Below are 25,347 nucleotides of genomic sequence, written 5' to 3'. Positions count from 1 at the left end.
TTGACCTGCTCGGGAGGTGGGAGACGTTGACCTGCTCGTGAAGGTGCTGTGTTTTTTGGCGCCGCCTGCGATGTGCGGTGGGCCGTTCATAGAGTGCGACCTTTGAGCACCTTCGGCCCAGGGGCGAGACGGGCCTCAACCCTTTGCGGTGTCTCGTAAAACTCGACACATAGGGGTTGCGTCGGCATTCGACGGCTTGGTGGCGGGTGTGCCGGTTATCTCCAGCTGGGGAGCCACAGGTGGTCTTGCCAGTTGTTCGTTGTTATGGGTAGGCCGGTGAGGATGGGCCAGAGCCAGATGAAGTTCGCTATGACGAGGGCGAGATAGAGGCAGACCAGCAGGAGACCCAGGCTGTGGCGTTCGCTGGGTCGGGCGGGCCGGAACTCACCGCCGGATCCGACGGGGGCCGGGCGTCTGGCGGTGCCGAGTATGTCGCCCAGCACCAGTGCCACCGCCATCACCAGGAACGGGGCCAGGGTGACCGCGTAGAAGTAGTACATCTGGCGGTCGAGGGTCAGGAACCAGGGCAGCAGGGCGGCGCCGTAGGCGGTGAGCACGGCCGCGTACCGCCAGTCCCGGCGGACGATCCAGCGCCAGATACCCCACGCGAGGACGGGCAGCGACACCCACCACAGGGCGGGTGTGCCGACCAGCATGACGGCTTTCACGCATTCCGTCTGCCCGCAACCGGTGACCCCGTCGTCGGCGTAGTAGTACAGCATCGGCCGCAACCCCATCGGCCAGGTCCACGGTTTGGATTCCCACGGGTGATGGTTGCCGGCGGAGTTGGTGAGCTCGGAATGGAATGTGAGGGTGCGGGAGTGGAAGTACCACAGCGACCGCATGGCATCGGGCACCAGATGTGACCAGAATCCGCCGGTGCCGATTCCGTCCTCGGGCGCCGACGGATTACCCGCCATATAGCGGTAGACGGCGGTTTCGCTGCGGAACCAGGCGGCGTAGCTCGCCAGGTACACGCCCAGCGGGATCAGCACCAGCGCGTACAGCGCGGGGCCGAGATCGCGGACGGCGGTGCCGTACAGCGGTTTGCGCACACCGTAGGTGCGGCGCGCGAACAGATCGAACAGGATGCTCAGCACCCCGAACGCGGCGATGAAGTACAGCCCGGACCATTTGGTGCCGCAGGCGAGTCCCAGCAGGAGTCCGGCCCCGAACCGCCACCAGCGCACACCCAGGCGCGGACCCCACGGAGTCTCGCCGATCCGGCCTTCGGCGTCGGCGCGCGCGAGCCGGGCCCGCACCTGGTCACGGTCGACGATCAGGCATCCGAACGCGGCGGTGACGAACACTGTGATGAAGATGTCGAGCATCCCGATCCGGGACGAGACGAAGGTGGTTCCGTCCGCGATCAGCAGGATCCCGGCCAGTGCGCCCAGCATCGTCGAGCGCGTCATCCGCCGCACGATCCGGATGACCAGCAGGACCAGCACCGTACCGGCCAGCGCGGCGGAGAACCGCCACCCCCAGCCGTTGTAGCCGAACAGCGCCTCGCCGATCGCGATCATCTGTTTCCCGACCGGCGGATGCACCACCAGCCCGTAACCGGGGTTGTCCTCGATACCGCCGGTGAGGAACTGCCAGCCCTGCGGGGCGTAGTGCTTCTCGTCGAAGACCGGCGTTCCCGCGTCGGTCGGATAGTTGAGCATGGTGAAGCGGGTGATGGCCGCGATCACCGTCAGGAACAGGCTGACCACCCAGCCGCGCGCGGTATCGGTGGGACCGAAATCCGGCGCCGGCCGCAGCGGAGCCGGGCTCGACCAGGTGCGCGGCGGCCGCCAAGCCGCGCGGCGGCGGCGCGATTCGGTCAGCTGATTGGCTTGATCTCCGCCCCAAAGGCCGGGGACCTCCGGCCTCACGGCCGGATTTTCCTGTTTCATCGACGGTTGCCTTCCCGCATCAGCTGCGGGACGGTCTCACACCATCTCCGCAGGCGAGCACCGCAAGCCCTGCGGCAAGGATATTCTCGGCGGCATTGATGTCCCGATCGTGGACCGCGCCGCATAAGCACACCCACTCGCGCTTGTGCAACGGCAGCGAGTCTGCGATTCGTCCACATACGGAGCATGTCTTGCTGGATGGATAGAACCGATCGACGGCGATTACGGTCCGCCCGTACCAGTCCGCCTTGTACTCCAGCATGGCCCGAAACTGCGACCAGCTCGCGTCGGAGATCGCCCGCGCCAGCGAACGATTGCGAACCATGTTCCGCACACTCAAATCCTCGATGGCGATCACTTGGTTTTCGCGCACCAGTCGAGTGGAAAGCTTGTGCAGATGATCGCGGCGCCGATCCGCGATACGCGCGTATACCCGCGCGACCCGTAACCGTGCTTTTGCCCGATTCTTCGACCCCTTCTCCTTCTTTGCCACGACGCGTTGTGCTTTCGCCAGGCGGGCTCGATCACGCTTCTCATGCCGGGGATTGGAGACCTTCTCTCCGGTCGAGAACGTATACAGCGAGGTGATCCCGGCATCCACCCCTACCGTAGCGTCCGTAGGAGCATGCTCGGTGATCGCGTCCTCGACCAGGATCGAGATGTGGTACCGGCCTGCCGCATCTTTCGATACCGTTACCTGTGACGGGCGCGTTCTGTCGGGTAGCGGACGTGACCACTGGATATTCAGCGGATCGGATTGCTTGGCGAGCGTCAACCGGCCGTCGCGGTAGCTGAAGCAGTTCGAGAAATAGGTGGCCGAGTCCTTCGATCGGCCTTTCTTCTTGAACTTCGGATAGCTGGCGTGCTTGCGCCAGAAAGCGTCGAACGCGCCCTGCAGATGTCGCAGGGTCGCCTGCAAAGGGCCCTTCGAAGGTTCGGTCAGCCATGCGGTCTCGGGATCACGTTTCCACGCGGTGAGCATCTTGTCCGATTCGGCATACGAGATGCGGCGTTGTTCATGCGACCAGGCGCGGGAGCGCTCCGCCAGTGCCCGGTTATACACATACCGAACGCATCCGAACGTACGAGCAAGGTACTGCTCCTGTTCGATCGTGGGATAGAACCGGTACTTGTATGCCCGCTTCACCACCTTCGAACCCATGGTGGCATGGTAGATCACTAGTTTGTCACCGACTCGTTCGGGTTTGATTTCGAAAAACTGTGCATGCGGACCCGTTCGCCAACCGAATTCATCGGCAGCCTACGGCGTTGAATACCGGGCCCAGCGATGTGTCCGGCTGCTCCAGTAGAGCCGCGGTGCGGGCGCCCGTTCCAAGATGCACCCGCGCTGACGTGGGGTCGAGTGTCGCCCTGCTCTGGGGCTCCATAGACTCGGTTCGATGACAAATGGTGGGCTGATCTTGGCGGCGACACCGCTGGGGGCGATCGGGGATGCGTCGCTGCGGCTGCGGGAGGCGCTCGGCAGCGCCGATATCGTGGCAGCGGAGGACACCCGGCGGACCCGGTCGCTGGCGGACGCGCTCGGGGTGGAGATCCGGGGGCGGGTGGTCAGTTTCTACGATCACGTCGAGGAGGCGCGGATTCCGGCGCTGCTGACCGAGATCGCGGACGGCCGGACCGTGCTGCTGGTGACCGATGCCGGTATGCCGTCGGTGAGCGACCCCGGCTACCGGCTGGTGGCGGCCTGTGCCGAACGCGGCCTGCCGGTGACCTGTCTGCCCGGGCCCTCGGCGGTGACGACGGCGCTGGCGCTGTCGGCGTTGCCGGTGGACCGGTTCTGTTTCGACGGTTTCGCACCTCGGAAGCCGGGCCGGCGCAAGGAGTGGCTGGGCACGCTGGTGGGGGAGAAACGGGCCTGTGTCTTCTTCGAGGCGCCGCACCGATTGGCGGATTGCCTGGCCGACGCGGTGGAGGTGCTGGGCGGCGACCGCCGGGCCGCGGTGTGCCGGGAGCTCACCAAGACCTACGAGGAGGTCGTGCGCGGCACGCTGGCCGAACTCGCCGACTGGGCGGTGGACGGGGCGCGCGGTGAGATCACCGTGGTGCTCGCGGGCGCCGCGGGCACCGTGGTCGATCCACAGGATCTGGTGGCGCAGGTGGAGGAGCGCGCCGCGGCGGGGTTGCGTCTCAAGGACGCGAGCGCGGAGATCGCCGAGGTCGCCGGGGTTTCCCGGCGGGAACTCTACGATGCCGTGCTGGCCGCCCGCCGCGCCGCGGTGGACTGATCCGGCGCCGGATCAGTCCTCGGTTTTCGGCTCCACATAGCGCGGGAACACCGGTGCGGGAGCCGGGAGCGCGACACCGGATACCAGCGGGGTGGCGAGCGCGGCGAAATCGCGGTCCTGCTGGGCGAGCAGGTCCAGGATCCGCGCGGCCGAGCCGGGCAGGACGGGCTGGACCAGGATCGCCACGATCCGGACCACCTCGAGAGTGACGTAGAGGACCGTCGCCATCCGGGCGAGATCTTCCTCGGTACCCGATTTACGCAGCGCCCACGGCGCCTGGGCGCTGAAGTAACGGTTGGTCTCGCCGAGGGTCAGCCAGATCTGCTCCAGCGCCAGATGCATCTGCTGCACGTCGAATTCGGCCCGGCAGCGTTCCAGCAGTCCGTTCGCACGGTCGAGCAACGCCCGGTCCTCGGCAGTGAACTCGCCCGGGGTGGGGACGGCCGCGCCGCAGTTCTTGGCGACCATGGTCAGGCTGCGCTGCACCAGGTTGCCGAATTCGTTGGCGAGGTCGGCATTGATCCGGGAGACGATGGCCTCGTGGCTGTAGCTGCCGTCCTGGCCGTAGGAGATCTCGCGCAGCAGGAAGAAGCGCACCGCGTCCAGCCCGTAGGTGTCGACGAGATCCAGCGGGTCGACCACATTGCCGACCGACTTCGACATCTTCTCGCCCTTGTTGTACAGGAAGCCGTGCACGAAGACCCGGCGCGGCAGTTCGATTCCCGCCGACATCAGGAACGCCGGCCAGTACACGGTGTGGAAGCGGGTGATGTCCTTGCCGATGATGTGCACATCGGCGGGCCAGTACTTACGGAACGCGGCCGACTCGGTGTCGGGGAAGCCGGCGCCGGTGAGGTAGTTGGTGAGCGCGTCCACCCAGACGTACATCACGTGGTCGGGGTGGCCGGGGACCGGTATGCCCCAGTCGAAGGTGGTGCGGGAGATCGACAGGTCCTTGAGACCGGCCTTCACGTAGCTCACGATCTCGTTGCGCCGGGTGGCCGGGGCGATGAACTCGGGATGCTCGTCGTAGAGGGCGAGCAGTTTGTCCTGATAGGCCGAGAGCCGGAAGAAGAAGTTGGATTCCTCGGTCCAGGTGACCGGTGTTTTCGTATCGGTGGAGATACGGCTGCCGTCGTCGAGCAGCGTGGTCTCCTCCTCGGTGTAGAACGCCTCGTCGCGCACCGAGTACCAGCCCGAATAGTTGTCGAGGTAGATATCGCCGTTGTCCAGCATCCGCTGCCAGATGGCGGCGCTGGCGAGCTGGTGGTCGGCGTCGGTGGTGCGGATGAACCGGTCGTAGGAGACGTCGAGGGTCTTGTCCATCTGCTCGAACACATCGGAGTTACGGGCGGCCAGCTCCTCCACCGGGATGTTCTCGGCGGCGGCGGTCTGCTGCATCTTCTGGCCGTGCTCGTCGGTTCCGGTCATGAAGAACACGTCGTACCCGTCGAGCCGCTTGAACCGGGCGAGCGCGTCCGAGGAGATGTACTCGTAGGCGTGCCCGATATGCGGCGCACCGTTGGGGTACGCGATGGCCGTGGTGAGGTAGAAGGCGGGACGATCGACTGCGCTCATGGTGTGTCGATTCCATCATGCGGACCGCAGTGAAGCCGACTCGACTGCGTGTTCATGCCATCAGAGGGTACTTGCAGGGCTCCGCCGGCCGGGATCGATGCGGCAGTGACCGCCCTTGTGCGGCCGGTATCGCGGGGCGCGCTGCCCTCCGTGCGGCCGGCCGGGGGTCTCTAGTGTGGTGCCCGTGCCTCTTCTCGATCGTGTGCGTGAATCCCGCCCCGCCCGCGCGGTGGGCCCCGTCCCGCGTCTGCGCCCGCCTCGACGATGGGTCGCGAACCGATGAGCGCAAAGCGTCCCGCGCCGCCGTTGCCGGAGCCGCTGACGCCGCTGGTCGACGCGCATACCCATCTGGACGCCTGCGGCGCCACCGACGCGGCGTCGGTGGCGGAGATGGTCGACCGAGCGGCGGCGGTGGGTGTCGGCCGGGTGGTGACCGTCGCCGACGATCTGGACGCCGCTCGCTGGGCGGTCCGCGCCGCGAACTGGGACGACCGGGTGTACGCCGCGGTCGCGCTGCACCCGACCCGGGCGAACGCGCTCGACGACGCGGCGCGGACCGAGTTGGAGAAGCTGGTCGCCGACCCGCGGGTGGTGGCGGTCGGTGAAACCGGGCTGGACTACTACTGGCCGGGCAAGCTGGAGGGGTGCGCGGATGTCGAGACCCAGATCGAGGGTTTCCGCTGGCATATTGACCTGGCGAAGCGCATCGGCAAACCGCTGATGATCCACAACCGGGAAGCCGATCACGACCTGTTGACCGTGCTGCTCGACGAAGGCGCCCCGGAGACGGTGATCTTCCACTGTTTCTCCTCGGACGCGAATATGGCGGTGTCGTGTGTGGCCGAGGGCTATGTCCTGAGTTTCTCGGGGACGGCGAGTTTCAAGAACGCGCACGAATTGCGGGAGGCGGTGCGGGTGGTGCCCGACGAGCAGCTGCTGTTCGAGACCGACGCGCCGTACCTGACCCCGCATCCGTATCGTGGCGCGCCCAACGAGCCGTACTGCCTGCCGTACACCGTGCGCGCGGTGGCCGAGATCCGTGGCCAGGACCCGGGTGAACTGGCCGAGATCAGCACTGCGAACGCGCGCCGGATCTATCGATTCGGCCGCGGCTGAGCTCCGCTGATCTTGAGTGATCTGAATCACAAATCGGCCTGCCGGGATTTCGTCTACCTGGGGTGCGAGGGTCTGCCGTGGATGTGAAGAATCAGTGGGTCGGTTCGCAGCGGTTGTCGGGGGCCACCGGCTTCGTTATCGTCTCGTGACCGTGTCACCCTTTGCGAGGATCAACTCCTCACGCTCGCCCCTGCTGTACCTGGTCATCGCCGCCGTGCTGCTGACCTTGATCGCCGGCGCCGGTGCGGCCATCGCCACCCACGACTCCGGGGGCGAACGGGCCCATTCCGCCCCGGTGGGCGTGTCGTACGCGCCGGCCCTCGACGCGGCCTGAGCTTCCCGCCCGCGTGGGCGGCCGGGCCCGGGTTGGTAGGTTCTCCCGGTGTCCGATGCCGAGATGATGGTGCGTGGTCAGGCCGAACTGCTGGGCCCCGCGCAGGTGCGCGAACTGGCGGAACGGCTGGGTGTGCGCCCGACCAAACAGCTCGGCCAGAACTTCGTGCACGACGGCAACACCGTCCGGCGCATCGTGGCCGCGGCCGGTGTCGGGCGGGCGGACACCGTACTGGAGGTCGGGCCCGGTCTCGGTTCCCTGACCTTGGCGTTGCTGGATGTGGTGGATTCCGTCCTCGCGGTGGAGATCGATCCGGTGTTGGCCGGGCAACTACCCGCGACGGTGCGGGAGCGGGCGGCCACGCTGGCCGAGCGGCTGACCGTGATCCCGGGTGACGCACTGCGGATCGGGTCGGCGGCGCTGGCGGTGGCGCCGACCGCACTGGTCGCGAATCTCCCCTACAACGTGGCCGTGCCGGTACTGCTGCACCTGCTCGCCGAGTTCCCGAGTATCACCACCACGCTGGTGATGGTGCAGGCCGAGGTGGCCGACCGGCTCGCCGCGAAACCGGGCGGCCGGGTCTACGGGGTGCCCAGTGTGAAGGCGGGTTTCTACGGGGCCGTGCGCAAAGCGGGCGCGGTGGGCCGTCAGGTTTTCTGGCCGGTGCCGCAGGTCGAATCGGGCCTGGTGCGCATCGATCGGTTCACCGAATCGCCCTGGCCGGTCGACGAGGCGCACCGGCGCCGGGTCTTCGAGGTGGTCGATCTGGCGTTCGCGCAGCGTCGCAAGACACTGCGTGCCGCGCTGGCGGGGTGGGCGGGTAGCCCCGCGGAAGCCGAGCGGCGGCTGCTCGCCGCCGGGATCGCACCGACTGCCCGCGGGGAAACCCTGGACACCGCGGCGTTCGTCCGCCTCGCCGCGCAGTCCTGATCCATTCGGATCAAACCTGTTCGCTCGATTACCGGGCGATCTCGTAACCCGCTTCGTCCACCGCCGCGGCGATATCGGCCTCGGCGATGGGAGCGCTGCCCTCGACGACGACCCGGCCGGACGCGAGGTCCACGTCGACGCCGGTGACACCGTCGATCTTGCCGATCTCGGTCTGTACCGACTGGACGCAGTGCCCGCAGGTCATACCGGTGACGGTGTAGGTGCTGGTCGTGGCCATGACATCTCCTTCGTGCTCGTTCCCGTTCGGGAGTTCCCGCGGTCAAATATACCCCCCGGGGGTAACTGCGGCAACGGTGTGTTGTCCACCGCACCCTCTGTACGGGCCCGCCCGCCCGCCCCGGCCGTGAGCCGTGGTGCTGAGGTCCCCTTTCGCGATGTCCGCGGGCCGGGCCGGCATCCGGCGTACCTCCGCCTTCGCTCCGGCCCTGTGCGGGCCGGCGATGGGCTCCGCCCAACTGTGCCTATCCGGCCTACCTCCGCATTCGCTCCGGCCATGCGCGGATTGTGGATGGGCTTCGCCCAACCGTGCCTATTAGGCTGGGTCACCGTGCTGTCCGTTGTGCCCAGTCCCGTCACCGTGCGGGCTCCTTCGAAGGTGAACCTCCATCTGGGAGTAGGTGACCTGCGCGCCGACGGCTACCACGAGCTCACCACCGTGTTCCAGGCCCTGTCGCTCGCCGACGACCTGGAGATCACTCCCGCCAACTCGCTCACCCTGCGGGTCACCGGCGAGGGCGCCGCCGAAGTGCCCACCGACCGGACGAATCTGGTGTGGAAGGCGGCGGTCCGGCTCGCCCAGGTGGCCGGACGCGCGCCCCTGGTGGAGATCGCCATCGACAAAGGCATCCCGGTCGCCGGCGGTATGGCCGGCGGCAGCGCCGACGCGGCCGCCACGCTGGTCGGCCTGAACGAGCTGTGGGAACTGGGGATGAACCGGGACGAACTCGCCGCGGTGGGCGCCGAACTGGGCAGCGATGTGCCCTTCGCCCTGCACGGTGGTACCGCGCTGGGCACCGGGCGCGGGGAACGCCTGCTTCCCGTCCTGTCCCGCAATGCCTTCCACTGGGTGCTGGCGCTGGCCAAGGGCGGGCTGTCCACCCCGGAAGTGTTCACCGAACTCGACCGGCTGCGGGTCCAGGGCGACCCGCCCCGGCTCGGCGCACCCCAGGAGATCATGCAGGCGCTGGCCTCCGGTGACGCACACCAGCTCGCACCACTGCTCGGCAACGATTTGCAGGCCGCGGCGGTCTCGCTGCGCCCCGAACTGCGTCGCACACTGCGGGCGGGCGTAGAGGTCGGCGCCTTGGCCGGATTGGTCTCCGGCTCCGGGCCGACCTGCGCGTTCCTGTGTGAATCGGCGGAATCGGCGGTGGCGGTCGCGGCGGAACTGTCCGGCGCGGGAGTGGCCCGCAGCGTGCGCACCGCCACCGGCCCGGTACCCGGCGCCCGGGTGATCGGTCACGAGGAACCACACCCGCCGGCACCCGAACCCGGACCCGGCCCGCGCCGCGCCTGATCGCCGGGCCCGGACCGCTGCCGGGCACCCACCGGGCGGCTCGATAGGCGTACCTCCGCGTTCGCTCCGGCCGTGCGCGGACTGTGGGTGGGCTCGCCGAGCTGCGCCTGTAGGGCGTACCTCCGCGTTCGCTTCGGCCGTGCGCGGACTGTGGGTGGGCTCGCCGAGCTGCGCCTGGTGGGCGTACCTCCGCATTCGCTCCGGCAATGCCCGGGCTGTGGCTGGGCTGGGCCCGACAGTGCCTACAGGGCGTACCTCCACGTTCGCTGCGGTCGTGCGCGGGCTGCGGGTGGGCTGTGCCCAGCAGTGCCTATTAGGCTGATCGGGGCCCCGTAGAGGCGTGGCCGGCAGCCGGAGGCGGAAGGATCCATGTCCAACCTGATCAACCTCGAACAGGTCAGCAAGAGTTTCGGGATCACACCGCTGCTCGACGGTGTATCGCTCGGTGTGCACGCCGGTGACCGGATCGGGGTGGTGGGCCTCAACGGCGGCGGGAAGACCACTCTGCTGGAGGTGCTGACCGGTATCGAGGAGCCCGACAGCGGCCGGGTGAGCCGGCTCGGCGGGCTGCGCATGGCGGTGGTCACGCAGCGGGGCGTACTGCCCGAGGGCGCCACCATCGGCGAGGTGGTGCTGGCCGGACTGGCCGACGACGCGCCCACCGGCGATATCGCCGAACACGAATGGGCCGCAGATCCCCGGATCCGGTCGGTGCTGGACGGTATCGGGATCGCGGATCTCGGCCTGGAAACGTCGGTCACCAACCTGTCCGGTGGCGAACGCCGCCGGGTCGCGCTGGCGGCCGCGCTGGTGCGGGAACTGGATCTGCTGGTCCTCGACGAACCGACCAACCACCTCGACGTCGAAGGCGTGGAATGGCTGGCCGGCCACCTGCTGGCCCGGCGTAGCGCGCTCGTCGTCGTCACCCACGACCGCTGGTTCCTGGACACGGTCGCCACCCGCACCTGGGAGGTGGTGGGCGGCCGGGTCGAAACCTACGAGGGCGGCTACGGTGACTGGATCTTCGCGCGGGCCGAACGCGCCCGCCAGGCCGACGCGACCGAGGCCCGCCGCCGTAACCTCGCCCGCAAGGAACTGGCCTGGTTGCGGCGTGGGCCGCAGGCCCGTACTTCCAAACCGCGTTATCGGGTCGAGGCCGCCGAGGCGTTGATCGCCGATGTGCCGCCGCCGCGCGATTCGGTCTCGCTGGCCGCGTTCGCCAAGAAGCGCCTGGGCCGGGTGGTGGTCGAACTGGAGGACGCCTCCCTCGCCACCCCGGACGGCCGGGAACTGGTACGCGATCTCACCTGGCGGCTCGCCCCCGGCGAACGGGTCGGTCTGGTCGGGGTGAACGGATCGGGCAAGACCACGCTGTTGCGCGCGCTCGCCGGTGATATCGACCCGGTGTCCGGGAAACGGATCCAGGGCCAGACCGTCCGGATCGGCTGGTTGCGCCAGGAACTCGACGATCTGCCCACCGATATGCGGGTGCTCGAGGCGGTGCAGGAGATCGCCATGCGTATCACGCTCGGGGAAGGCAGCAAGGCGCTGGAGCTCTCGGCCGGGCAACTCGCCGAACGGCTCGGTTTCACCCCGGCCCGCCAGCGCACCCCGGTGCGCGATCTGTCCGGTGGCGAGCGGCGCCGCCTGCAACTGACGCGCATTCTGATGTCCGAGCCCAATGTGCTGTTGCTGGACGAACCGACCAACGACCTCGATATCGACACCCTCCAGCAGCTCGAGGATCTGCTGGACAACTGGGCCGGAACCCTGGTGGTGATCAGCCACGACCGCTACCTGGTCGAGCGGATCTGCGACAGCACCTGGGCGCTGTTCGGCGACGGCGCGCTCACCAACCTGCCCGGTGGGATCGCCCAGTACCTGCGCCGCCGCGCCGAACTCGCGGCGGGCGGTTCCGCCCGGGCGACCACGCAGTCCGGCCCGCAGCCGGCGGCGGCGCAGACCGATTCCGCGGCCTACCGTGCGGCCCGTAAGGAACTGACCCGGCTGGAACGTGCCATCGACAAACTGGGTGAGCGGGAGACGGCCCTGCACGCGGCACTGGCCGAGGCCGCCACCGAGCCCGGCAAATTGGTGACACTGGGCGCCGAACTCAAGGACGTCCAGGCCCAGAAGGAAACGGCCGAAGAGCGCTGGATGGAACTCGCCGACCAGGTCTGAGCGGCCCGGGGTTCAGTGGTTCTCGGCCGCCGGGCCGCTCTCCCCGGTGATAGGGAGGCTCGCCTGGACGAACTCGCCGCCGAACGGGGTGAGCGCGATACCGCGGTGCTGCAGTTTGCCGCGGCCACCGGCCTGCTTCAGCAGTTCGATCGCGGGCGCCTGGGCCTCCAGCAATTGGTAGCGCTCGGGCGTGCCCACCGGTTCGGGCAGCAACTCGATCAGCCCGATCCGGCGCAGATTGGCCAGGTAACGCTGGACCCGGTCGGGATGGCGCAGCCCGGCGTGCTCGCCGATCATGCTGACCCCGATCTCGGCCGTACCGGACGCCTGTTCCGCCTTGCGGGAGCCACGCCGGGTACGGCGGCCGCCGCGGACGGTCACGGCCGGTTGCGGCCCGTCGAGGCGTAGCAGGCGCAGGATGCGGGCCTCGTCGGAGGTGAGTTCGGCCAGAATGCGGGCAAAGGCCGGATGGCCCTCGTCGGCGGCCCGGGGGCTGGCGGCCAGGCGCAACAGCGCGGCACCCTGCTCGCGTAGCGAACGTTCGGTCGGGTTGTCGAGAGCCGACGGCTCCGCCGCCGCGACACCCAGCGCCCGGCGCAGCGCCTCCTGGGCCTGCGCGACCGCCTCGGTGCGGATCTCGGCCGGGGGGAGCCCGGCCATACTGCCCCGCACCACCGTCTCGGTGATATCGAGGGCGGTGTGCACGCCCCAGCGGGTGGTGCCCGATACCGCCGAGGCCGCGACCCGCGCGACCCCGCTCACCGCCCGCACGGTCGCGGCGGGGCCACCGGACCGCCTGCTCTCGCCGGCCCGACCGCTACCGTCGCGCCGCTCGGGCTCACCGCTGTCCCGCGTTTCCCGTTTCACAGCCATGTCGTCGCCACCCCCGTTCCGAAGACCAGGATATGCGCGTATCCGGCGAACAGTCCCAGCACGCCGCCGTGCACGAACAGCAACCACTCGTCCTGTTTGATCGCCGCCCGCAGCATATCGACGAAATCGTTGGGCGACAGTTCGGACATCTGCTTGGAGATATAGGCGCCGATCTGTTTGCCCTGGCGCACGTTGAAGTCCTCGTCGGCGAAGGCGAGCGGCGCGATGGCCATCGCCTCGGTGGTCAGGGTCTCGGTCAGCGTCCGGTAGTCACGGCTGCCGAGAACCAGTTTCACCGCTCCGCGGGCCGGTCCCAGCGCCCGGTCGGCGGCGGGGCGCAGGGTGTCCTCCAGCATCTGCAGGGTGCGGTCGGATTTGGGGCCGTTCAGGAGTTCGTCGCCGATATTGGCCACCGTCATCACCTGGGTCGAGACCAGTTCCGCGTATCCGGTGGTGATCTCGTCCTGGCGTTTGATCAGCAGGCCCTGCCGCCACGGGCACCACCATTTCGGCTCGGCGGGCGCGAAGATCATGTTCAGGCCGACCCAGTTGACGACCCAGCCGATGATCACCCCACCGATCGGCAGCACCGCCAGTGACGGCCAGCCGGTGAACTGCAGTATCGCGACCAGCACCACGCCCATCGGGGCGCCGAAGTAGAAGCCGAAATTCTGCATGAACCGCAATTCCTTGGCGCCGAGTACCTGGAACAACTGATTGAGCAGTTGCGGCCGGGCCTGGAAATAACGAATGACCATCTGTTTGACATCGAGCAGCTGATCGATGTTCGCGCCGAGTTCGGTGGTGAGTTCGCGCAGAATATCCGGCAGTTGCTGGCGCACTCGTTCGTGCACCATCTCCCGTACCTGGGTGGGCAGGTTGTACCAGAGTTGCGGATGTTCGCGGCGCAGGATCGTCTCGACGATATCGCGGATCTGGGTCTCCGCCGTCCCCGCCAGATGCTCGGCGAGGGCGTCGGGTTCCAGTTCCCGGTAGAAGTCGGCGACACTGCCCAGTTTCGAAAGGCCTTTGTCCACCGCGATACTGGCCATCTTGTCGGCCCGTGAGGGGACGATGCCCTGCCAGCCCAAGCGGCCGTCATGGCGCAGCAGCGGCAGAATCTGGATCCGCTTGGGCAGGTACGGGTACACATACCGCAGGCCGGGTAGTCGGACACCGTGAAATGCGATCGGCCGGAACAGCATCAGCACACCGGTCCAGTTGGTGACGTAGCCGATGACTCCGGTGAACAGAGGAATGGTCAGCAATTCCAGGAGGATCGTCGGGTGCACCCCGAATACACTCTCCAACACGACACACCCTCCTGCTCCGGTGATCGCCGCCTCACCGGGACCCTCAAATTAGCACCACTGCCGAACGACCACCGCGCCGCGGCGGACGTCCCGGCGGCAGCGCGTTCGGGCCCGGCACATCAGTGTCCCAGACGAGAGCCGGATTGATGGTCCGGCGGCGAGTGATTGCGGCGAATGGGCAATAATCGGTGAGCAGATTCGTTCATCTGGCGATATCGGAGTAGACGTGGCAGACGACAGGCCCGGACAGGAGATCCCCCGGACCGGTTCCCGTGCCGTGCAGCGCAGCGGGTCCCCGGAGGCCGTGCGGGCGCCGGGAATCGCACGCGGTGCGTCGCCGAACGGTGCGCGCCCGTCCGCCTCGGATGTCGAACGCCGGCCTCCGTCGAGTGTGGAACGCAGCGCCGACGTCGAACAGCGGCAGATCAGCAACGAGGCCCGTCTCATCCGCGGGGTGTTCCGGGCGGCCGGTCTGGCGGCGGGCGGTGTGGTGCGCGGCGGCCAGTGGGCGGTCAACACCTCCTACGAGGTGACGCGGGAGATCACCCAGGCCGCCCTGGACGGGGAATCCTCGGCCGAGATCGCCGAGCGGACCGGTAACGCGCTGCGCTCCATCGCGCGCAGTGCCCTCGGCGTCACCGAGGGGTCGGTGCGCGAGATCGTCAGCTACGTCCCCACCGGGCAGACCCCGCCCCAGCAGACCGTGGCGGTCGGTTCCTATCTGCGCTCGGCCAGCGTCGCCGAACTGCGCCGGCGCGGGGACGCCCTGCTGGCCCGGTCGGCGGATGTGTACTTCACCGAAGAGGTGCATCCGGCCTATGACCGGATCCTGGACGAACTGGCGCCCGACGAGGCCCGCATCCTGCGCTACATGGCCCTCAACGGGCCGCAGCCGACGGTCGATGTGCGCACCAACCGTCCGCTGGGTATCGGATCGGAGTTGATCGCCGGGGGGTTGACCTCGGTACCGGAGCAGGCCGGGGTGCGGTACATGGATCGCGCGCGCTCGTACCTGATCAACCTGAGCCGGTTGGGCCTGACCCATAATTCCGAGGATCCGGTGGTGCTGAGCCGCTATATGGTGCTGGAGGTCCAGCCGATCGTGGAGGCCGCACTGAAAAAAGCGGGCCGCGCACCGAAAATTGTCCGCAAAAGTTTGCGTCTGACCGAGTTCGGAGAGGATTTCTGCCGGACCTGCTTCACCATCGGCAACGGTGAACGGCCCTGATATCGGCCCGTGGAACAGGCCCCCCGGCGGATCTGCCGGGTCCCTTTCGTAATCGGTGATCTGTGCCCGCGGTCCGTGATATCGCCGACGCAGGATAGCAATCCGATACAGATCTGAATTACCTCCCAAATTGTCCATTTCAGGTGGGATGGTGGAGAGATGGACCAGGGCGAAGAGCGCAACGATCCCGGGCCGCGCCCGGGTGGTTTTCCGCGGCGGCCGGGCCAGAGCAGCGACACCATGGCCTTCTCCGGCGCCGCACTGGCGGCCGCATTGGGGGCCGGACTCGATGTCTCGCTGCCCCCGCGGCTCGAGCCCGAGGGCGATGTGCCGCTGACGATGGGGCCGATGCGGCCCGGTGAAGGACCTGGGGTGACCGCTGTGGCGACCGACGACGTGCTGGCGATACACCGCCTGAAATACCGGTACCTGCGCACCCTGGATACCAAACTCTGGGACGACCTCGCCGATACGCTGATACCGGAGGCCACGGCCACCTACAGCGAATACCTGCAGTTCGAATCCCGGGAAGCGTTTCTCACATTTCTGCGTAATACGCTCGGGCCGCACGTCATCACCGAACATCATTGCGATCACCCCGAGATCGATATCGACGGGGACCGGGCGACCGGAGTCTGGTATCTGTCCGATACCGCGCTGATTCCGGAGAACAATATGCTGATGCGCGGTTCCGCGTTCTACAACGACGAATACGTCCGTTGTGACGACGGCCGCTGGCGGATCGCGCATACCGGATACGAACGCACCTACGAGGTGGTGCTCTCCCTCGGAGATCTGCCCAGTCTGCGGCTCACCGCCAACCGCTGGGGCCTGATCCAGCAGGCCACCGGGGTCGAAGCGGTCGAGCGCGTCCCACGCGACTACCCGGAGGCGGGGGCGCGGACGGATAACGGCGAGGTCGACACCGACCGCGAGTACCCCGGCCCGGAGGACCGGGCGGCCGGTTGAGCCCGGTCAGTCGGCGGCCGCGACCAGCGGTTCCAGCGTGAGGTCGGGCATCTCCTTCCGGATGTACTGCAACCGCCATTTATCGCTGAACACGGCCAGGATCGCGCCGTCGGTGCGGGTGAACACCTCCACCCCGCGCTGACGGTCGAGTTCGGGCGCCGATTCGGCGTCGGTGCGCCGGGCGATCGTATAGGCGAGGTGGTCGAGTTGGGTCTCGACACCGAACTCACCCTGCATCCGCGCCGTCACCACTTCGAACTGCATGGGGCCGACCGCCGCGAGGACCGGAGAGGCGTCACCGCGCGAATCGTTGCGCAGGACCTGCACCACTCCCTCGGAATCGAGCTGGTCGATTGCCTTGCGGAACTGCTTGTACTTGCCCGCGCTCTGCGCCCGCAGCGCGGCGAAATGTTCCGGCGCGAACGACGGGATGGGCGGGAACTCGACCTTCTTGTCCACGAACAGCGTGTGACCGGGGGCCAGCGCGGTCGCGTTCACCAGGCCCACCACATCACCGGGGTAGGCGGTGTCCACGGTGGCACGTTCCCGGCCGAACACGGTGAGCGCGTATTTGGTCGCGAACGGACGACCGGTCTGGGCGTGGGTGACGACCATGCCGCGTTCGAATTCCCCGGACACGATCCGCATGAACGCCAGCCGGTCGCGGTGGGCGGTATCCATCCCGGCCTGCACCTTGAACACCACCGCGCTGAACGGATCGGCGGGCTGCCGCGGGGTGCCGTCCACCGCGGCCCGGGAGCCGGGGGCGGGCGCCAGCTCCACCAGGGTTTCGAGCAGCTGCCGGACCCCGAAGTTGAGCATGGCCGAGGCGTAGATCACCGGGGAGGTCTGCCCGGCGAGGAAGAGTTCCTGGTCGTGGTCCTGGCCGGTGGCCGAGAGCAGTTCGCTCTCCTCCGCGGCGGTACTCCACGGTTCACCCTCCCGGGCCTCGGCGGCCTCGGGAGTCAGCGACTCCTCGGGTGCGATCGTGGCGCCGCCGGCGGTACGGGTGAAATGGATGTACTCGGCGGGGGCGCCCTCGGGCCCGCGGCGCAGCAGACCGCGGAAATCGCCGGCGATCCCGACCGGGAGGAACAGCGGGGTCGGCGTGAGGCCGATCCGTTCCTCGATCTCGTCGAGCAGTTCCAGCGGGGCGCGGCCCGGCCGGTCCCATTTGTTGATGACGGTGACCACCGGGATACCGCGGTGCCGGCACACCTGGAACAGTTTCAAGGTCTGCGGTTCCAGGCCTTTGGCGGCGTCGATCAGCATCACCGCGGCATCGACCGCGGTCAGCACGCGGTAGGTGTCCTCGGAGAAATCGGAGTGGCCGGGAGTGTCGACGAGATTGATCACATTGTCGATCTCGGAGCCGGCGGCCCGGTAGTTGAATTGCAGCGCGGTGGAGCTCACCGAGATACCGCGCGCCTTCTCCATCTCCATCCAGTCCGAGACCGTCGATTTACGTCCGGCCTTGCCGTGGATGGCGCCCGCCTCGGCGATCTTGCGCGCGTGCAGCGCGAGAGCTTCGGTGAGCGTCGATTTACCCGCGTCGGGGTGGGAGATCACGGCGAAAGTGCGGCGCCGCGACACCTCGGCGGCCAATCCGCGCGCCGCGGGTGCGACGGAGCCCTCGGTGGAGGCGGTCAACGGAAACAACCTTTCGAACGATCGGGACAACCTGTCCAGGCTACGTGACGGTGCTGACCAGGCGTCGACGTGCCGCCCCACTACCCGATTCAGGAGTTATACGGGGACTGAGTTACAGTATTCGGGTTGTCTCGGCGAGGGTTCGCATTTCTGCGGCACCGTGATCGACGCGGCGCGGCTTCCGGCCGCCTCCGATCGGTCTTCGCCTGACGAGCAGACCAACCGACCAGGGGCGCGATTACCCTGGCACCGCCCACCAGCCCGGTAGAGCCGTAGGAGTTATCCAGTCATGTCCGACGTCAACCTTCTCGAAGCGCAGATCCGCACCGAGTTCGGCAAGGGCGCCGCGCGCCGCACCCGCCGGGCGGGCAACGTGCCGGCCGTGCTGTACGGGCACCAGTCGGACCCCCAGCATCTGTCGTTGGACGCGCTGTCGTTCGCGGCCATCCTGCGTCAGCACGGCACCAACGCGGTGCTGAACCTGAACATCGAGGGTAAGAAGCAGCTCGCGCTGACCAAGTCGGTCGTGGTGCACCCCATCCACCGCTACATCGAGCACGCCGACCTGCTGATCGTGCAGCGGGGCGAAGCGGTCACCGCCGATGTCCCGGTCACCCTCACCGGTGAGGCCGGCCCCGGCACCCTGGTCACCCAGGAGGCCACCACCATCTCGGTATCGGCCGATGCCCTCAACATTCCCGAGTCGATCGAGGTCTCCATCGCCGGCGCCGAGGTCGGCACCCAGATCACCGCGGGCGCCATCGAGCTGCCCAAGGGCGTCACTCTGGCCGGTGACCCCGAGGCTCTCATCGTGAACATCGTCGAGCCCCGTACCGCCGAGCCCGAGGCCGGCACCGAGGCCGCCGAGGGCGAGAGCGCCGAATAAAGAACCGGCCTCCTCTCGATGGCCGATACCGCGCCGGCGCTCGTCGTCGGCCTGGGTAATCCGGGTCCTGCCTATGAGCGCACCCGGCACAATGTGGGCTTCCTGGTCGCCGACTCGCTCGCGCAGCGGGTCGGCGGCCGGTTCACCGCCCACAAGAAGTCGGGCGCCGATCTGCTGCAGGCCCGTTTGGACGGACGGCAGGTGCTGATCGCGAAACCGCGGTCGTACATGAACCTGTCCGGTCGGCCGGTGGCGGCGCTGGCCCGGTTCTTCTCGGTCCCGCCCACCGAGGTCGTGGTGATCCACGACGAGCTGGATATCCCGTTCGGTGAGATCCGGCTCAAACGTGGCGGCGGTGAGGGCGGGCACAACGGCCTGCGGTCGGTGTCGGGGGCCCTCACCAGCAAGGAATATCTGCGGGCCCGTATCGGTATCGGGCGACCGCCAGGTCGGCAGGACCCGGCCGATTACGTGCTGAAGCCCTTTTCGTCGGTCGAGCGCAAAGAACTCCCGATCGTGGTGGAGCAGGCCGCCGACGCCGTGGAACTGCTGCTGCGGGTGGGGCTGGAAGCCGCGCAGAACCGACTGCACTGAGTTTTCCGGCCCCACCTGCCCTGGCCGCGAATATCGACCATTCGATCCGGCGGCCCCGGCTCAGACCCGGGCCGCGAGAACGAGGGCGAAGCGGTTGTCCGGATCGGTCCATGCGTGTTCGGTGGCGAAACCGGCGCTGCGCAGTTCGCCGTCGAGTGCGGGCAGCCGGAACTTCGCGGAGATCTCGGTGCGTATCTGCTCGCCCCGGCCGAAACGCGCGGTGAAACCGAGATCGGCGACCGTGACCTCCATTTCGCGGGTGGCTTCCAGCCGCATTTCGATCCATTCGTTGCCGGTATCCCAGTGCGCGATATGGCGGAAGGCCTCCGGGTCGAAATCGGCGCGCAGCCGGGAATTGAGGACCCGCAGCACATTGCGGTTGAATTCCGCCGTGATGCCGGCGGCGTCGTCGTAGGCGGGGACCATGATTTCCGGATCCACCACCAGGCCCGCGCCCAGCAGCAGTTGTTCGCCCGGTTCGAGGACATCGTGAATACCGGTGAGGAATTCGGCGCGTTCCTCGGGGACCATATTGCCGATGGTTCCGCCGAGGAACGCGATCATCCGGCGTCCGCCGCGCGGCAGCGTCCCCAGCGTGTCGGTGAAATCACTGACCACCCCGTGGACCGCCAGGCCGGGAAACTCCGCGGCCACCTCGTCCGCCGAAGCCCGGAGGGCGGTGGCCGAGACATCCTGTGGGACATAGGTTTTGAGTGGGCCCTCCGAGGTGAGGGCGTTCAGCAGGATGCGGGTCTTGGCCGCCGACCCCGACCCCAGTTCGACCAGGACCTCCGCCTGCGCGGTACGGGCGATCGCCGGAGCGACCGATTCCAGCAGAGCGCGTTCGGTACGGGTGGGATAGTACTCGGGCAGCGCGGTGATCTGCTCGAACAGTTCGCTGCCGCGGGCATCGTAGAACCATTTCGGCGGCAGCCATTTCGGGCTGGCGGTGAGGCCGCGCCGCGCGTCGGCGCGCAGCGCCTCGGTCAGGTCGGCATCGGTGAGATGGACTTCCACGATCGGCTGGGTCATATCGGAAGGCTTTCGGTCGCGGTGGAGCGGCCGAGGTCGAGGGTTTCGACACTCAGCTCGCCGGGTTCGGCACAGACGAGACTCCGATCCGGCAGCTGCTGCCACCGGGCGTCGTCGTCGTAGGGTTCGGAGGACAGCACGGCGAATTCGTCGCCGATCAGCGCGTACAGCGAGTGGTAACAGGTCGTGGCCCACAGCGCCGTGCCGTTGCCGAGCAACAGGTTCACCCGGGCGTCGGGCGCGTGGTGCAGCACCCCGGTGACCAGCAGGCGCAGTGCCGTGGCGGGAGTTTCGGCCAGGCCGGCCGGGGGTTCGGGGTCGAGCAGCCGGCGCAGCAGTACCCAGAGTGCGGCGGAATCGGTCAGCGCCTCGGCTTCGAGGAGATGACTGGTCTCATAGCGGCGGGTCATCCCGGCCCGGGTCGCGGCCGTATCGAGATCGGACAGAACCGCGGTGAGCACCGAACGCCACCCCGGCACCACCCCGTTGTGGCTGAACGCCCAGGTCTCCCAGAGGAACGGCGCGCACGCCGCGCGCTCCACCGGCATACCGACCGTGGCCGAGCGGACCGATCCGAGAACCGCGTGCGCGGTCAGTTGCGGCAGGACCTCGTCCACCGCGGGATCGGTCCATATGGGATCGGCATTGCGGTAGCGGGTCACCGAGGCCGCGTCCCGACCCCACCAGGCGACGCCGAAGCCGTCGGCGTTGATCGTGCCGCCGCCGCGCATCTCACGGGGCGCCCAGGCCTGGGTGCGCAGCGAGTGTGGGCCGCGGGTGAGCACTTCGCCCACCGGCACCGGTGTGCCCACATAGCCGATGTGCCGGCACATCAGGCCTCTTCCGGGCCCACGGTGCGGGCCAGCCGGAAACCGGAGAAGATCTGCCGGCGGATCGGATGATCCCAGTTGCGGAAGGTGCCGCGGCAGGCCACCGGATCGGTACCGAAGGAGCCGCCGCGCAGCACCCGGTAATCGCCGCCGAAGAACACCTCCGAATACTCGCGGTACGGGAAGGCGTGGAAGCCGGGGTAGGGCTGGAAGCCGGAAGAGGTCCACTCCCAGACATCGCCGATCAGCTGGTGTACCCCGGCGGGTGAGGCGCCCGCGGGATAGGCGCCGATATCGGCCGGCTCCAAGTGCCGCTGGCCGAGGTTGGCGTGGGTGGAACGCGGTTCCGCATCACCCCACGGGTAGGCGCGGGTGCGTCCGGTATCCGGGTCGTAGCGGGCCGCCTTCTCCCACTCCGCCTCGGTGGGCAGCCGTTTACCGGCCCAGTTCGCATAGGCCTCGGCCTCGAACCAGCACACGTGCACCACCGGCTGCTCCGGGCGCAGCGGCCGCAGCGCCCCGAACACCCGCCGCCACCACCGGCCGTCGGTATCGCGTTCCCAGAACTGCGGCGCCGTGAGCCCGGCCTCGTGCCGATGCGCCCAGCCGCGCTCGGACCACAGCTCCCGCCGCTCGTAGCCACCGTCGGCGACGAATGCGAGATACTGCGCGTTGCTGACGGGGGCCGCGTCGATCGCGAACGCCGGGACGTGCACCGGATGCGCCGGTCGCTCGTTGTCCAGCGCCCAGAGGTCGGTCGAGGTGCCCATCACGAACTCACCGGCCGGGATCACCACCTCACCGCGCACCACCGTGCGGGCGGTGGGCGGGGCGGGAGCGGTCAGGGCCGGTGCGCCGGTGCGCAGCTGGTGCGTGGCGAGCATGGTCTCGTCGTGCTGCTGTTCGTGCTGGGCGATCATCCCGAACGCGAAACCGCCCGCGACCAGCCGGTTGCCCTGGAGCGGGCTGCGATCCAGCACATCCCATACCTTGTCGCGTACCGTGCCGACATAGCCGCGGGCCTCGTCGGGGCCCAGCAGCGGCAGCTGCGGCCGATTCGGGCGCGCGTGCTTGAACGCGTCGTACAGTTCATCGATATCGGGGCGTACCGGGTCCCGGCCGCCGACATCGCGGACCAGCCACAACTCTTCCTGGCTGCCGATATGGGCCAGATCCCAGACCAGTGGGCTCATCAACGGCGAATGCTGGGCGCGCAATTCGGCTTCGTCCACGCAGTCGGTGAGCGTGGCGGTCCGTCGCCTGGCCCGGATGAGGGTGGCCGCGATGTGCTCGCGCAGGCGCTCGGTCTCGAGGAGGTCGGCGTTCGGCCGGGTGAGGGTCACGGTGCTGCTCCGCTCGTCGACGGGGGATCGGTGGACTCGGTGGAATGCGCCGGTACGCCATGACCGGTCTCGTCCTGTGGTGGCCGCCCGGCGGCACACCGGCGGATCGCCGCATACAGCCGGGGCTCCGGACGGGTGCTGTGGGCGGCGGCGGCCTCCAGGACGGCGACGGCCGCCGCCCGCAGCTCCGGCTCGGCGAGGCCGTGCCGGGCGGCGTCGTGCCAGCGTCCGGCCGTGGCGCCCGCCGCGGCCGTCGCGTCCGCGACCGCGGCCGGGCCGGACAGCAGGGCGTCGACGACGGTGATCGGGACCGTCCAGCCGTCACCGGGCTGCGCGTCGAGATAGCGGACCTCGAAGTATCCGGCGGGACGGACCGGTGGGAACAGCGTGGTCAGGTGGTATTCGAGGTCGCCGATATCGGGGCGGCGGCCGATCACCTCGTCCACGGCGCCGGATAACCAGTCGGCGAAGGTCACATCCGGCGGCGCCGCCCAGGCGACCCGTTCGGCCGGCGCCGACCGGCGGACACACAGCAGCGGGGCGTCCAGCGCCCAGCGCGCGTAGCCGGTGACCGGATCGGGCCAGTCGGCGACCGGCGGGCAGGCGCGGGCCGGATCCAGGTGCAGCCAGGTGCGCATGCGCTGGGAGGCCCACTCGCCGGTGGGCGCCCCGCGCAGCACCGGCGAGCACGCGAAAGCGGCGATCAAGGCGGGACCGACGGCGTGCAGGGCGGTCCAGCGGGCGGTGAGGTCGGCGTGGTCGGCGCCGATATCGACGCTGACCTGGGCTGCCGCCGTATTGCTCATCATCAGCCGCCCGTAGGGGCCGATGCGGGTGAAATAGTGCTCCATCGCCCGGTACCGCGGTAACCCCAGCCGACATCGCGGGGTACGGGCCGGATCGGCGGCGGCGGCGACCATCCGGATGGATCGGGTGCCGAGGAGTTCGCGCAGCCGCTGCTCGTCGGCGCGGAGCCGGGCACAGAGATCGGCGGCGTCGGGGACGGCGATGCTGGAGAGTTCGATCTGCCCACCCGGTTCGACGGTGACCCGGCTGCCGCCGGGCAACGGGAGGGCGGGGGAATCGGGCGCGATGGCGCGGGGTGCGTAGGGGCCCAAAGCCTGGGCCAGTAGTTCGGTCGTGGGCCGGGGCCCGGTCAACAGATGGTGGGTCTCCTCCGGGGCCGGCCGTCGTGCGCCGCGGCGTGCCGTACGACCGGTACGGCAGACGGTGAACCATTCGAGTTCGGCGCCGATGAGCCCGGGTGGGCCCACTTTGAAACAGACGCCCCCGAGAAAGGCTTCCGCCGCCGCGCGGCTGGACAGGGCCGGGTGCGCTGGTAGGTCGCTGGTCGATTCCGGATGTTCGAGCGTGACCGCCATACCAACCTCCGTGCGGCTTCTCGCTGCTTCGTATCTCGTGTTCGGTGCGGGTGCTGCCCGATCAGGTGTTCGATTGTCGGTTCGTCTTCGATCGACGGCGGGGCACCGGTCGGGCCGGAGGGCCGGTCGGGCCTCGCGTGGAATCCAGAGTAGCGACGGGGGCGGACACGTTTGCGCCGCGAAGGGGTCACGAATCCGGCATAGGCTCGGGTGCATGGTCGATGAGCAGCGAGTACGTGACGATACGCCCGGGGTCGGGGCCGGAGCGGTTTTCCTGGACAGCGCGGGGTCCTCGCTACCGCCACGGGTGGTCACCGAGACGGTGATCGCCCATCTGCGCCGGGAGGCCGAGATCGGCGGGTACCGGGCCGCGAACGAACGCCTCGCCGATCTGGCCGGGGTCAAGGACGCGATAGCGACCCTGCTGAACACCACCCCCGACACCATCGCTCTCGGCGACAGCGCCACCCGCGGCTGGTCGGACTTCTTCTATGCCGTTCCGCTACATCCCGGCGACCGGATCCTGCTTTCCGGGGCCGATTACGCCAGTAATGCCATCGCCGCCCTGCAACGCGCGCGGGCCACCGGCGCCCGGGTGGAACAGATCCCCAGCGACGAAGTGGGCCGGATCGATCTCGACGCACTGGCCGCCATGATGGACGACCGGGTGCGGCTGGTCTCGCTGTTGCACGTGCCCACCAACGGCGGACTGGTGAACCCGGTGGCCGCTGCGGCGCGGATCGCCCGCGAGGCGGGCGCGTTCGTCCTGCTCGATGCCTGCCAGTCCGCCGGTCAGCTGCCGCTGGATGTCGCCGAACTGGGAGTGGACGCTCTGTCGGCCACCGGACGCAAATGGTTGCGCGGACCCCGGGGTACCGGGTTCCTCTACCTGCGGCCCGAGTTGGCGGCGGCGCTGGAACCGGGCCGGCTCGATCTGCACAGCGCCCGGTGGACCGGTCCGCAGGAGTATGAAATGGCTCCGGACGCGTCCCGTTTCGAGTTCTGGGAGCACGATGTCGCGGCCCGGCTCGGGCTCGGTGCGGCGGTGCGCTACCTGCTCGAACTCGGTCCGGAGGAGGTGTACGCTGCCGTCGCCGAACGCGCCGAGTACCTGCGCGGCGCGCTCGGTGACCTGCCCGGGGTGACGGTGCGCGATCTGGGGGTGGAGCACAGCGGCATCGTCTCGTTCACGGTGGCCGCAGCGGCGCCGGTGGAGGTCCGGGATCGACTGCTGGGCAAAGACATCACAGTGACGGTCAGTCATCGCGCGTCCACGCTGCTCGATATGTCGGCCCGCGGTCTGGATTCAGTGGTGCGCGCCTCGCCGCACTGCTTCGTGAGCCGTGACGAACTGGACCGGTTCGTGGCCGCGGTCGCCGCGCTCTGATCGGTGCGCACGCCGGTGAACCCGCCCCCGAGCGGGGAAC

General features: G+C 68.6%; 22 protein-coding genes. 11 read left to right on the top strand and 11 right to left on the bottom strand.

Annotated features, from left to right (window positions below):
* Positions 1-215: 215 nt before the first annotated feature.
* Positions 216-1,829, bottom strand: a complete 1,614-nt coding sequence (locus tag IG75_RS0117220) for a dolichyl-phosphate-mannose--protein mannosyltransferase (RefSeq protein ID WP_030522308.1) — start codon at positions 1,827-1,829, stop codon at positions 216-218.
* 88 nt (positions 1,830-1,917) lie between these two features.
* Positions 1,918-3,060, bottom strand: coding sequence for an RNA-guided endonuclease InsQ/TnpB family protein (locus IG75_RS0117215; protein ID WP_030522307.1), 1,143 nt, complete (start codon positions 3,058-3,060; stop codon positions 1,918-1,920).
* Positions 3,061-3,298: 238 nt separating this feature from the next.
* Here IG75_RS0117215 and rsmI point away from each other — a divergent pair, with 238 nt between their 5' ends.
* Complete coding sequence (rsmI, locus tag IG75_RS0117210; protein ID WP_030522306.1) at positions 3,299-4,144, top strand: 16S rRNA (cytidine(1402)-2'-O)-methyltransferase; 846 nt, start codon at positions 3,299-3,301, stop codon at positions 4,142-4,144.
* A 12-nt stretch (positions 4,145-4,156) separates the two neighbouring features.
* Here rsmI and metG read toward each other — a convergent pair whose 3' ends face one another.
* Positions 4,157-5,722, bottom strand: coding sequence for a methionine--tRNA ligase (metG, locus tag IG75_RS0117205; RefSeq protein WP_030522305.1), 1,566 nt, complete (start codon positions 5,720-5,722; stop codon positions 4,157-4,159).
* A gap of 279 nt (positions 5,723-6,001) precedes the next feature.
* Between metG and IG75_RS0117200 the strand changes: the two genes are divergently transcribed.
* From IG75_RS0117200 to rsmA, 3 genes are all read left to right on the top strand, one after another.
* Complete coding sequence (locus tag IG75_RS0117200) at positions 6,002-6,838, top strand: TatD family hydrolase (RefSeq protein ID WP_030522304.1); 837 nt, start codon at positions 6,002-6,004, stop codon at positions 6,836-6,838.
* Positions 6,839-6,989: 151 nt separating this feature from the next.
* A complete protein-coding gene (locus IG75_RS0117195; RefSeq protein WP_156058955.1) occupies positions 6,990-7,172 on the top strand; it encodes a hypothetical protein in 183 nt (60 codons plus the stop codon).
* 63 nt (positions 7,173-7,235) lie between these two features.
* Positions 7,236-8,102 carry a 16S rRNA (adenine(1518)-N(6)/adenine(1519)-N(6))-dimethyltransferase RsmA gene (rsmA, locus tag IG75_RS0117190; protein WP_373863776.1) on the top strand — a complete coding sequence of 289 codons (867 nt, stop codon included), beginning with the start codon at positions 7,236-7,238 and terminating at the stop codon, positions 8,100-8,102.
* A gap of 28 nt (positions 8,103-8,130) precedes the next feature.
* Here rsmA and IG75_RS0117185 read toward each other — a convergent pair whose 3' ends face one another.
* Entirely contained in the window at positions 8,131-8,340 is a 210-nt protein-coding gene (locus IG75_RS0117185) for a heavy-metal-associated domain-containing protein (protein ID WP_030522301.1), read from the bottom strand.
* Positions 8,341-8,670: 330 nt separating this feature from the next.
* On the opposite strand from IG75_RS0117185, the gene IG75_RS0117180 reads away from it, so the two are divergent.
* Positions 8,671-9,639 (top strand): 4-(cytidine 5'-diphospho)-2-C-methyl-D-erythritol kinase, encoded by a 969-nt coding sequence (locus IG75_RS0117180; RefSeq protein ID WP_030522300.1) that lies wholly within the window; start codon positions 8,671-8,673, stop codon positions 9,637-9,639.
* A 369-nt stretch (positions 9,640-10,008) separates the two neighbouring features.
* Positions 10,009-11,820, top strand: a complete 1,812-nt coding sequence (locus IG75_RS0117175) for an ABC-F family ATP-binding cassette domain-containing protein (RefSeq protein ID WP_030522299.1) — start codon at positions 10,009-10,011, stop codon at positions 11,818-11,820.
* Between the two features lie 12 nt (positions 11,821-11,832).
* Here the strand turns inward: IG75_RS0117175 and IG75_RS0117170 are convergent, their stop codons facing one another.
* The gene (locus IG75_RS0117170) at positions 11,833-12,693 is read right to left on the bottom strand and encodes an Abi-alpha family protein (RefSeq protein ID WP_051714676.1); all 861 of its coding nucleotides are present in this window, start codon (positions 12,691-12,693) and stop codon (positions 11,833-11,835) included.
* Positions 12,684-14,006: a DUF445 domain-containing protein gene (locus tag IG75_RS0117165; RefSeq protein WP_051714675.1), complete on the bottom strand. Its 1,323-nt coding sequence runs from the start codon at positions 14,004-14,006 to the stop codon at positions 12,684-12,686. The genes IG75_RS0117170 and IG75_RS0117165 overlap by 10 nt, the downstream gene beginning before the upstream one ends.
* Positions 14,007-14,232: 226 nt before the next feature.
* Between IG75_RS0117165 and IG75_RS40265 the strand changes: the two genes are divergently transcribed.
* Positions 14,233-15,234, top strand: a complete 1,002-nt coding sequence (locus IG75_RS40265) for a DUF4393 domain-containing protein (RefSeq protein ID WP_245713348.1) — start codon at positions 14,233-14,235, stop codon at positions 15,232-15,234.
* Between the two features lie 348 nt (positions 15,235-15,582).
* Positions 15,583-16,203 (top strand): nuclear transport factor 2 family protein, encoded by a 621-nt coding sequence (locus IG75_RS0117155; protein ID WP_081876962.1) that lies wholly within the window; start codon positions 15,583-15,585, stop codon positions 16,201-16,203.
* A gap of 6 nt (positions 16,204-16,209) precedes the next feature.
* Here IG75_RS0117155 and IG75_RS0117150 read toward each other — a convergent pair whose 3' ends face one another.
* Positions 16,210-17,853: a peptide chain release factor 3 gene (locus tag IG75_RS0117150; protein ID WP_051714674.1), complete on the bottom strand. Its 1,644-nt coding sequence runs from the start codon at positions 17,851-17,853 to the stop codon at positions 16,210-16,212.
* Between the two features lie 289 nt (positions 17,854-18,142).
* Between IG75_RS0117150 and IG75_RS0117145 the strand changes: the two genes are divergently transcribed.
* Both IG75_RS0117145 and pth read left to right on the top strand, forming a co-directional pair.
* The gene (locus IG75_RS0117145) at positions 18,143-18,739 is read left to right on the top strand and encodes a 50S ribosomal protein L25/general stress protein Ctc (RefSeq protein WP_030522293.1); all 597 of its coding nucleotides are present in this window, start codon (positions 18,143-18,145) and stop codon (positions 18,737-18,739) included.
* A gap of 18 nt (positions 18,740-18,757) precedes the next feature.
* Positions 18,758-19,333 carry an aminoacyl-tRNA hydrolase gene (pth, locus tag IG75_RS0117140; protein WP_030522292.1) on the top strand — a complete coding sequence of 192 codons (576 nt, stop codon included), beginning with the start codon at positions 18,758-18,760 and terminating at the stop codon, positions 19,331-19,333.
* Positions 19,334-19,393: 60 nt separating this feature from the next.
* Here the strand turns inward: pth and egtD are convergent, their stop codons facing one another.
* From egtD to egtA, 4 genes are read right to left on the bottom strand one after another with little or no spacing between them, the layout of a single operon-like run.
* A complete protein-coding gene (egtD, locus tag IG75_RS0117135; protein ID WP_030522291.1) occupies positions 19,394-20,365 on the bottom strand; it encodes an L-histidine N(alpha)-methyltransferase in 972 nt (323 codons plus the stop codon).
* Positions 20,362-21,198, bottom strand: a complete 837-nt coding sequence (gene egtC, locus IG75_RS0117130) for an ergothioneine biosynthesis protein EgtC (protein ID WP_030522290.1) — start codon at positions 21,196-21,198, stop codon at positions 20,362-20,364. The genes egtD and egtC overlap by 4 nt, the downstream gene beginning before the upstream one ends.
* On the bottom strand, positions 21,198-22,538 hold the full coding sequence (gene egtB, locus IG75_RS0117125; RefSeq protein ID WP_030522289.1) for an ergothioneine biosynthesis protein EgtB: 1,341 nt from the start codon (positions 22,536-22,538) through the stop codon (positions 21,198-21,200). Before egtB ends, egtC begins: the two co-directional genes overlap by 1 nt.
* Positions 22,535-23,920, bottom strand: a complete 1,386-nt coding sequence (gene egtA, locus IG75_RS0117120) for an ergothioneine biosynthesis glutamate--cysteine ligase EgtA (RefSeq protein WP_051714673.1) — start codon at positions 23,918-23,920, stop codon at positions 22,535-22,537. Before egtA ends, egtB begins: the two co-directional genes overlap by 4 nt.
* A 214-nt stretch (positions 23,921-24,134) precedes the next feature.
* Between egtA and IG75_RS0117115 the strand changes: the two genes are divergently transcribed.
* Positions 24,135-25,307 carry an aminotransferase class V-fold PLP-dependent enzyme gene (locus tag IG75_RS0117115; RefSeq protein WP_030522287.1) on the top strand — a complete coding sequence of 391 codons (1,173 nt, stop codon included), beginning with the start codon at positions 24,135-24,137 and terminating at the stop codon, positions 25,305-25,307.
* The last annotated feature ends 40 nt before the right edge of the window (positions 25,308-25,347 follow it).

Origin of the sequence: Nocardia rhamnosiphila NBRC 108938 (assembly GCF_000720425.1) — a bacterium.
Taxonomy (GTDB): Bacteria; Actinomycetota; Actinomycetes; order Mycobacteriales; family Mycobacteriaceae; genus Nocardia; species Nocardia rhamnosiphila.
This window is presented reverse-complemented; position numbering and strand designations above follow the sequence as displayed.

Excerpts from the sequence above, each read along its gene's own strand:
- IG75_RS0117215 (WP_030522307.1), bottom strand. The coding sequence starts at position 3,060 with ATGGGTTCGAAGGTGGTGAAGCGGGCATACAAGTACCGGTTCTATCCC.
- rsmI (WP_030522306.1), top strand. The coding sequence starts at position 3,299 with ATGACAAATGGTGGGCTGATCTTGGCGGCGACACCGCTGGGGGCGATC.
- metG (WP_030522305.1), bottom strand. The coding sequence starts at position 5,722 with ATGAGCGCAGTCGATCGTCCCGCCTTCTACCTCACCACGGCCATCGCG.
- IG75_RS0117200 (WP_030522304.1), top strand. The coding sequence starts at position 6,002 with ATGAGCGCAAAGCGTCCCGCGCCGCCGTTGCCGGAGCCGCTGACGCCG.
- rsmA (WP_373863776.1), top strand. The coding sequence starts at position 7,236 with ATGATGGTGCGTGGTCAGGCCGAACTGCTGGGCCCCGCGCAGGTGCGC.
- IG75_RS0117185 (WP_030522301.1), bottom strand. The coding sequence starts at position 8,340 with ATGGCCACGACCAGCACCTACACCGTCACCGGTATGACCTGCGGGCAC.
- IG75_RS0117175 (WP_030522299.1), top strand. The coding sequence starts at position 10,009 with ATGTCCAACCTGATCAACCTCGAACAGGTCAGCAAGAGTTTCGGGATC.
- IG75_RS0117170 (WP_051714676.1), bottom strand. The coding sequence starts at position 12,693 with ATGGCTGTGAAACGGGAAACGCGGGACAGCGGTGAGCCCGAGCGGCGC.
- IG75_RS0117155 (WP_081876962.1), top strand. The coding sequence starts at position 15,583 with ATGCGGCCCGGTGAAGGACCTGGGGTGACCGCTGTGGCGACCGACGAC.
- IG75_RS0117145 (WP_030522293.1), top strand. The coding sequence starts at position 18,143 with ATGTCCGACGTCAACCTTCTCGAAGCGCAGATCCGCACCGAGTTCGGC.
- pth (WP_030522292.1), top strand. The coding sequence starts at position 18,758 with ATGGCCGATACCGCGCCGGCGCTCGTCGTCGGCCTGGGTAATCCGGGT.
- egtD (WP_030522291.1), bottom strand. The coding sequence starts at position 20,365 with ATGACCCAGCCGATCGTGGAAGTCCATCTCACCGATGCCGACCTGACC.
- egtC (WP_030522290.1), bottom strand. The coding sequence starts at position 21,198 with ATGTGCCGGCACATCGGCTATGTGGGCACACCGGTGCCGGTGGGCGAA.
- egtA (WP_051714673.1), bottom strand. The coding sequence starts at position 23,920 with ATGGCGGTCACGCTCGAACATCCGGAATCGACCAGCGACCTACCAGCG.
- IG75_RS0117115 (WP_030522287.1), top strand. The coding sequence starts at position 24,135 with ATGGTCGATGAGCAGCGAGTACGTGACGATACGCCCGGGGTCGGGGCC.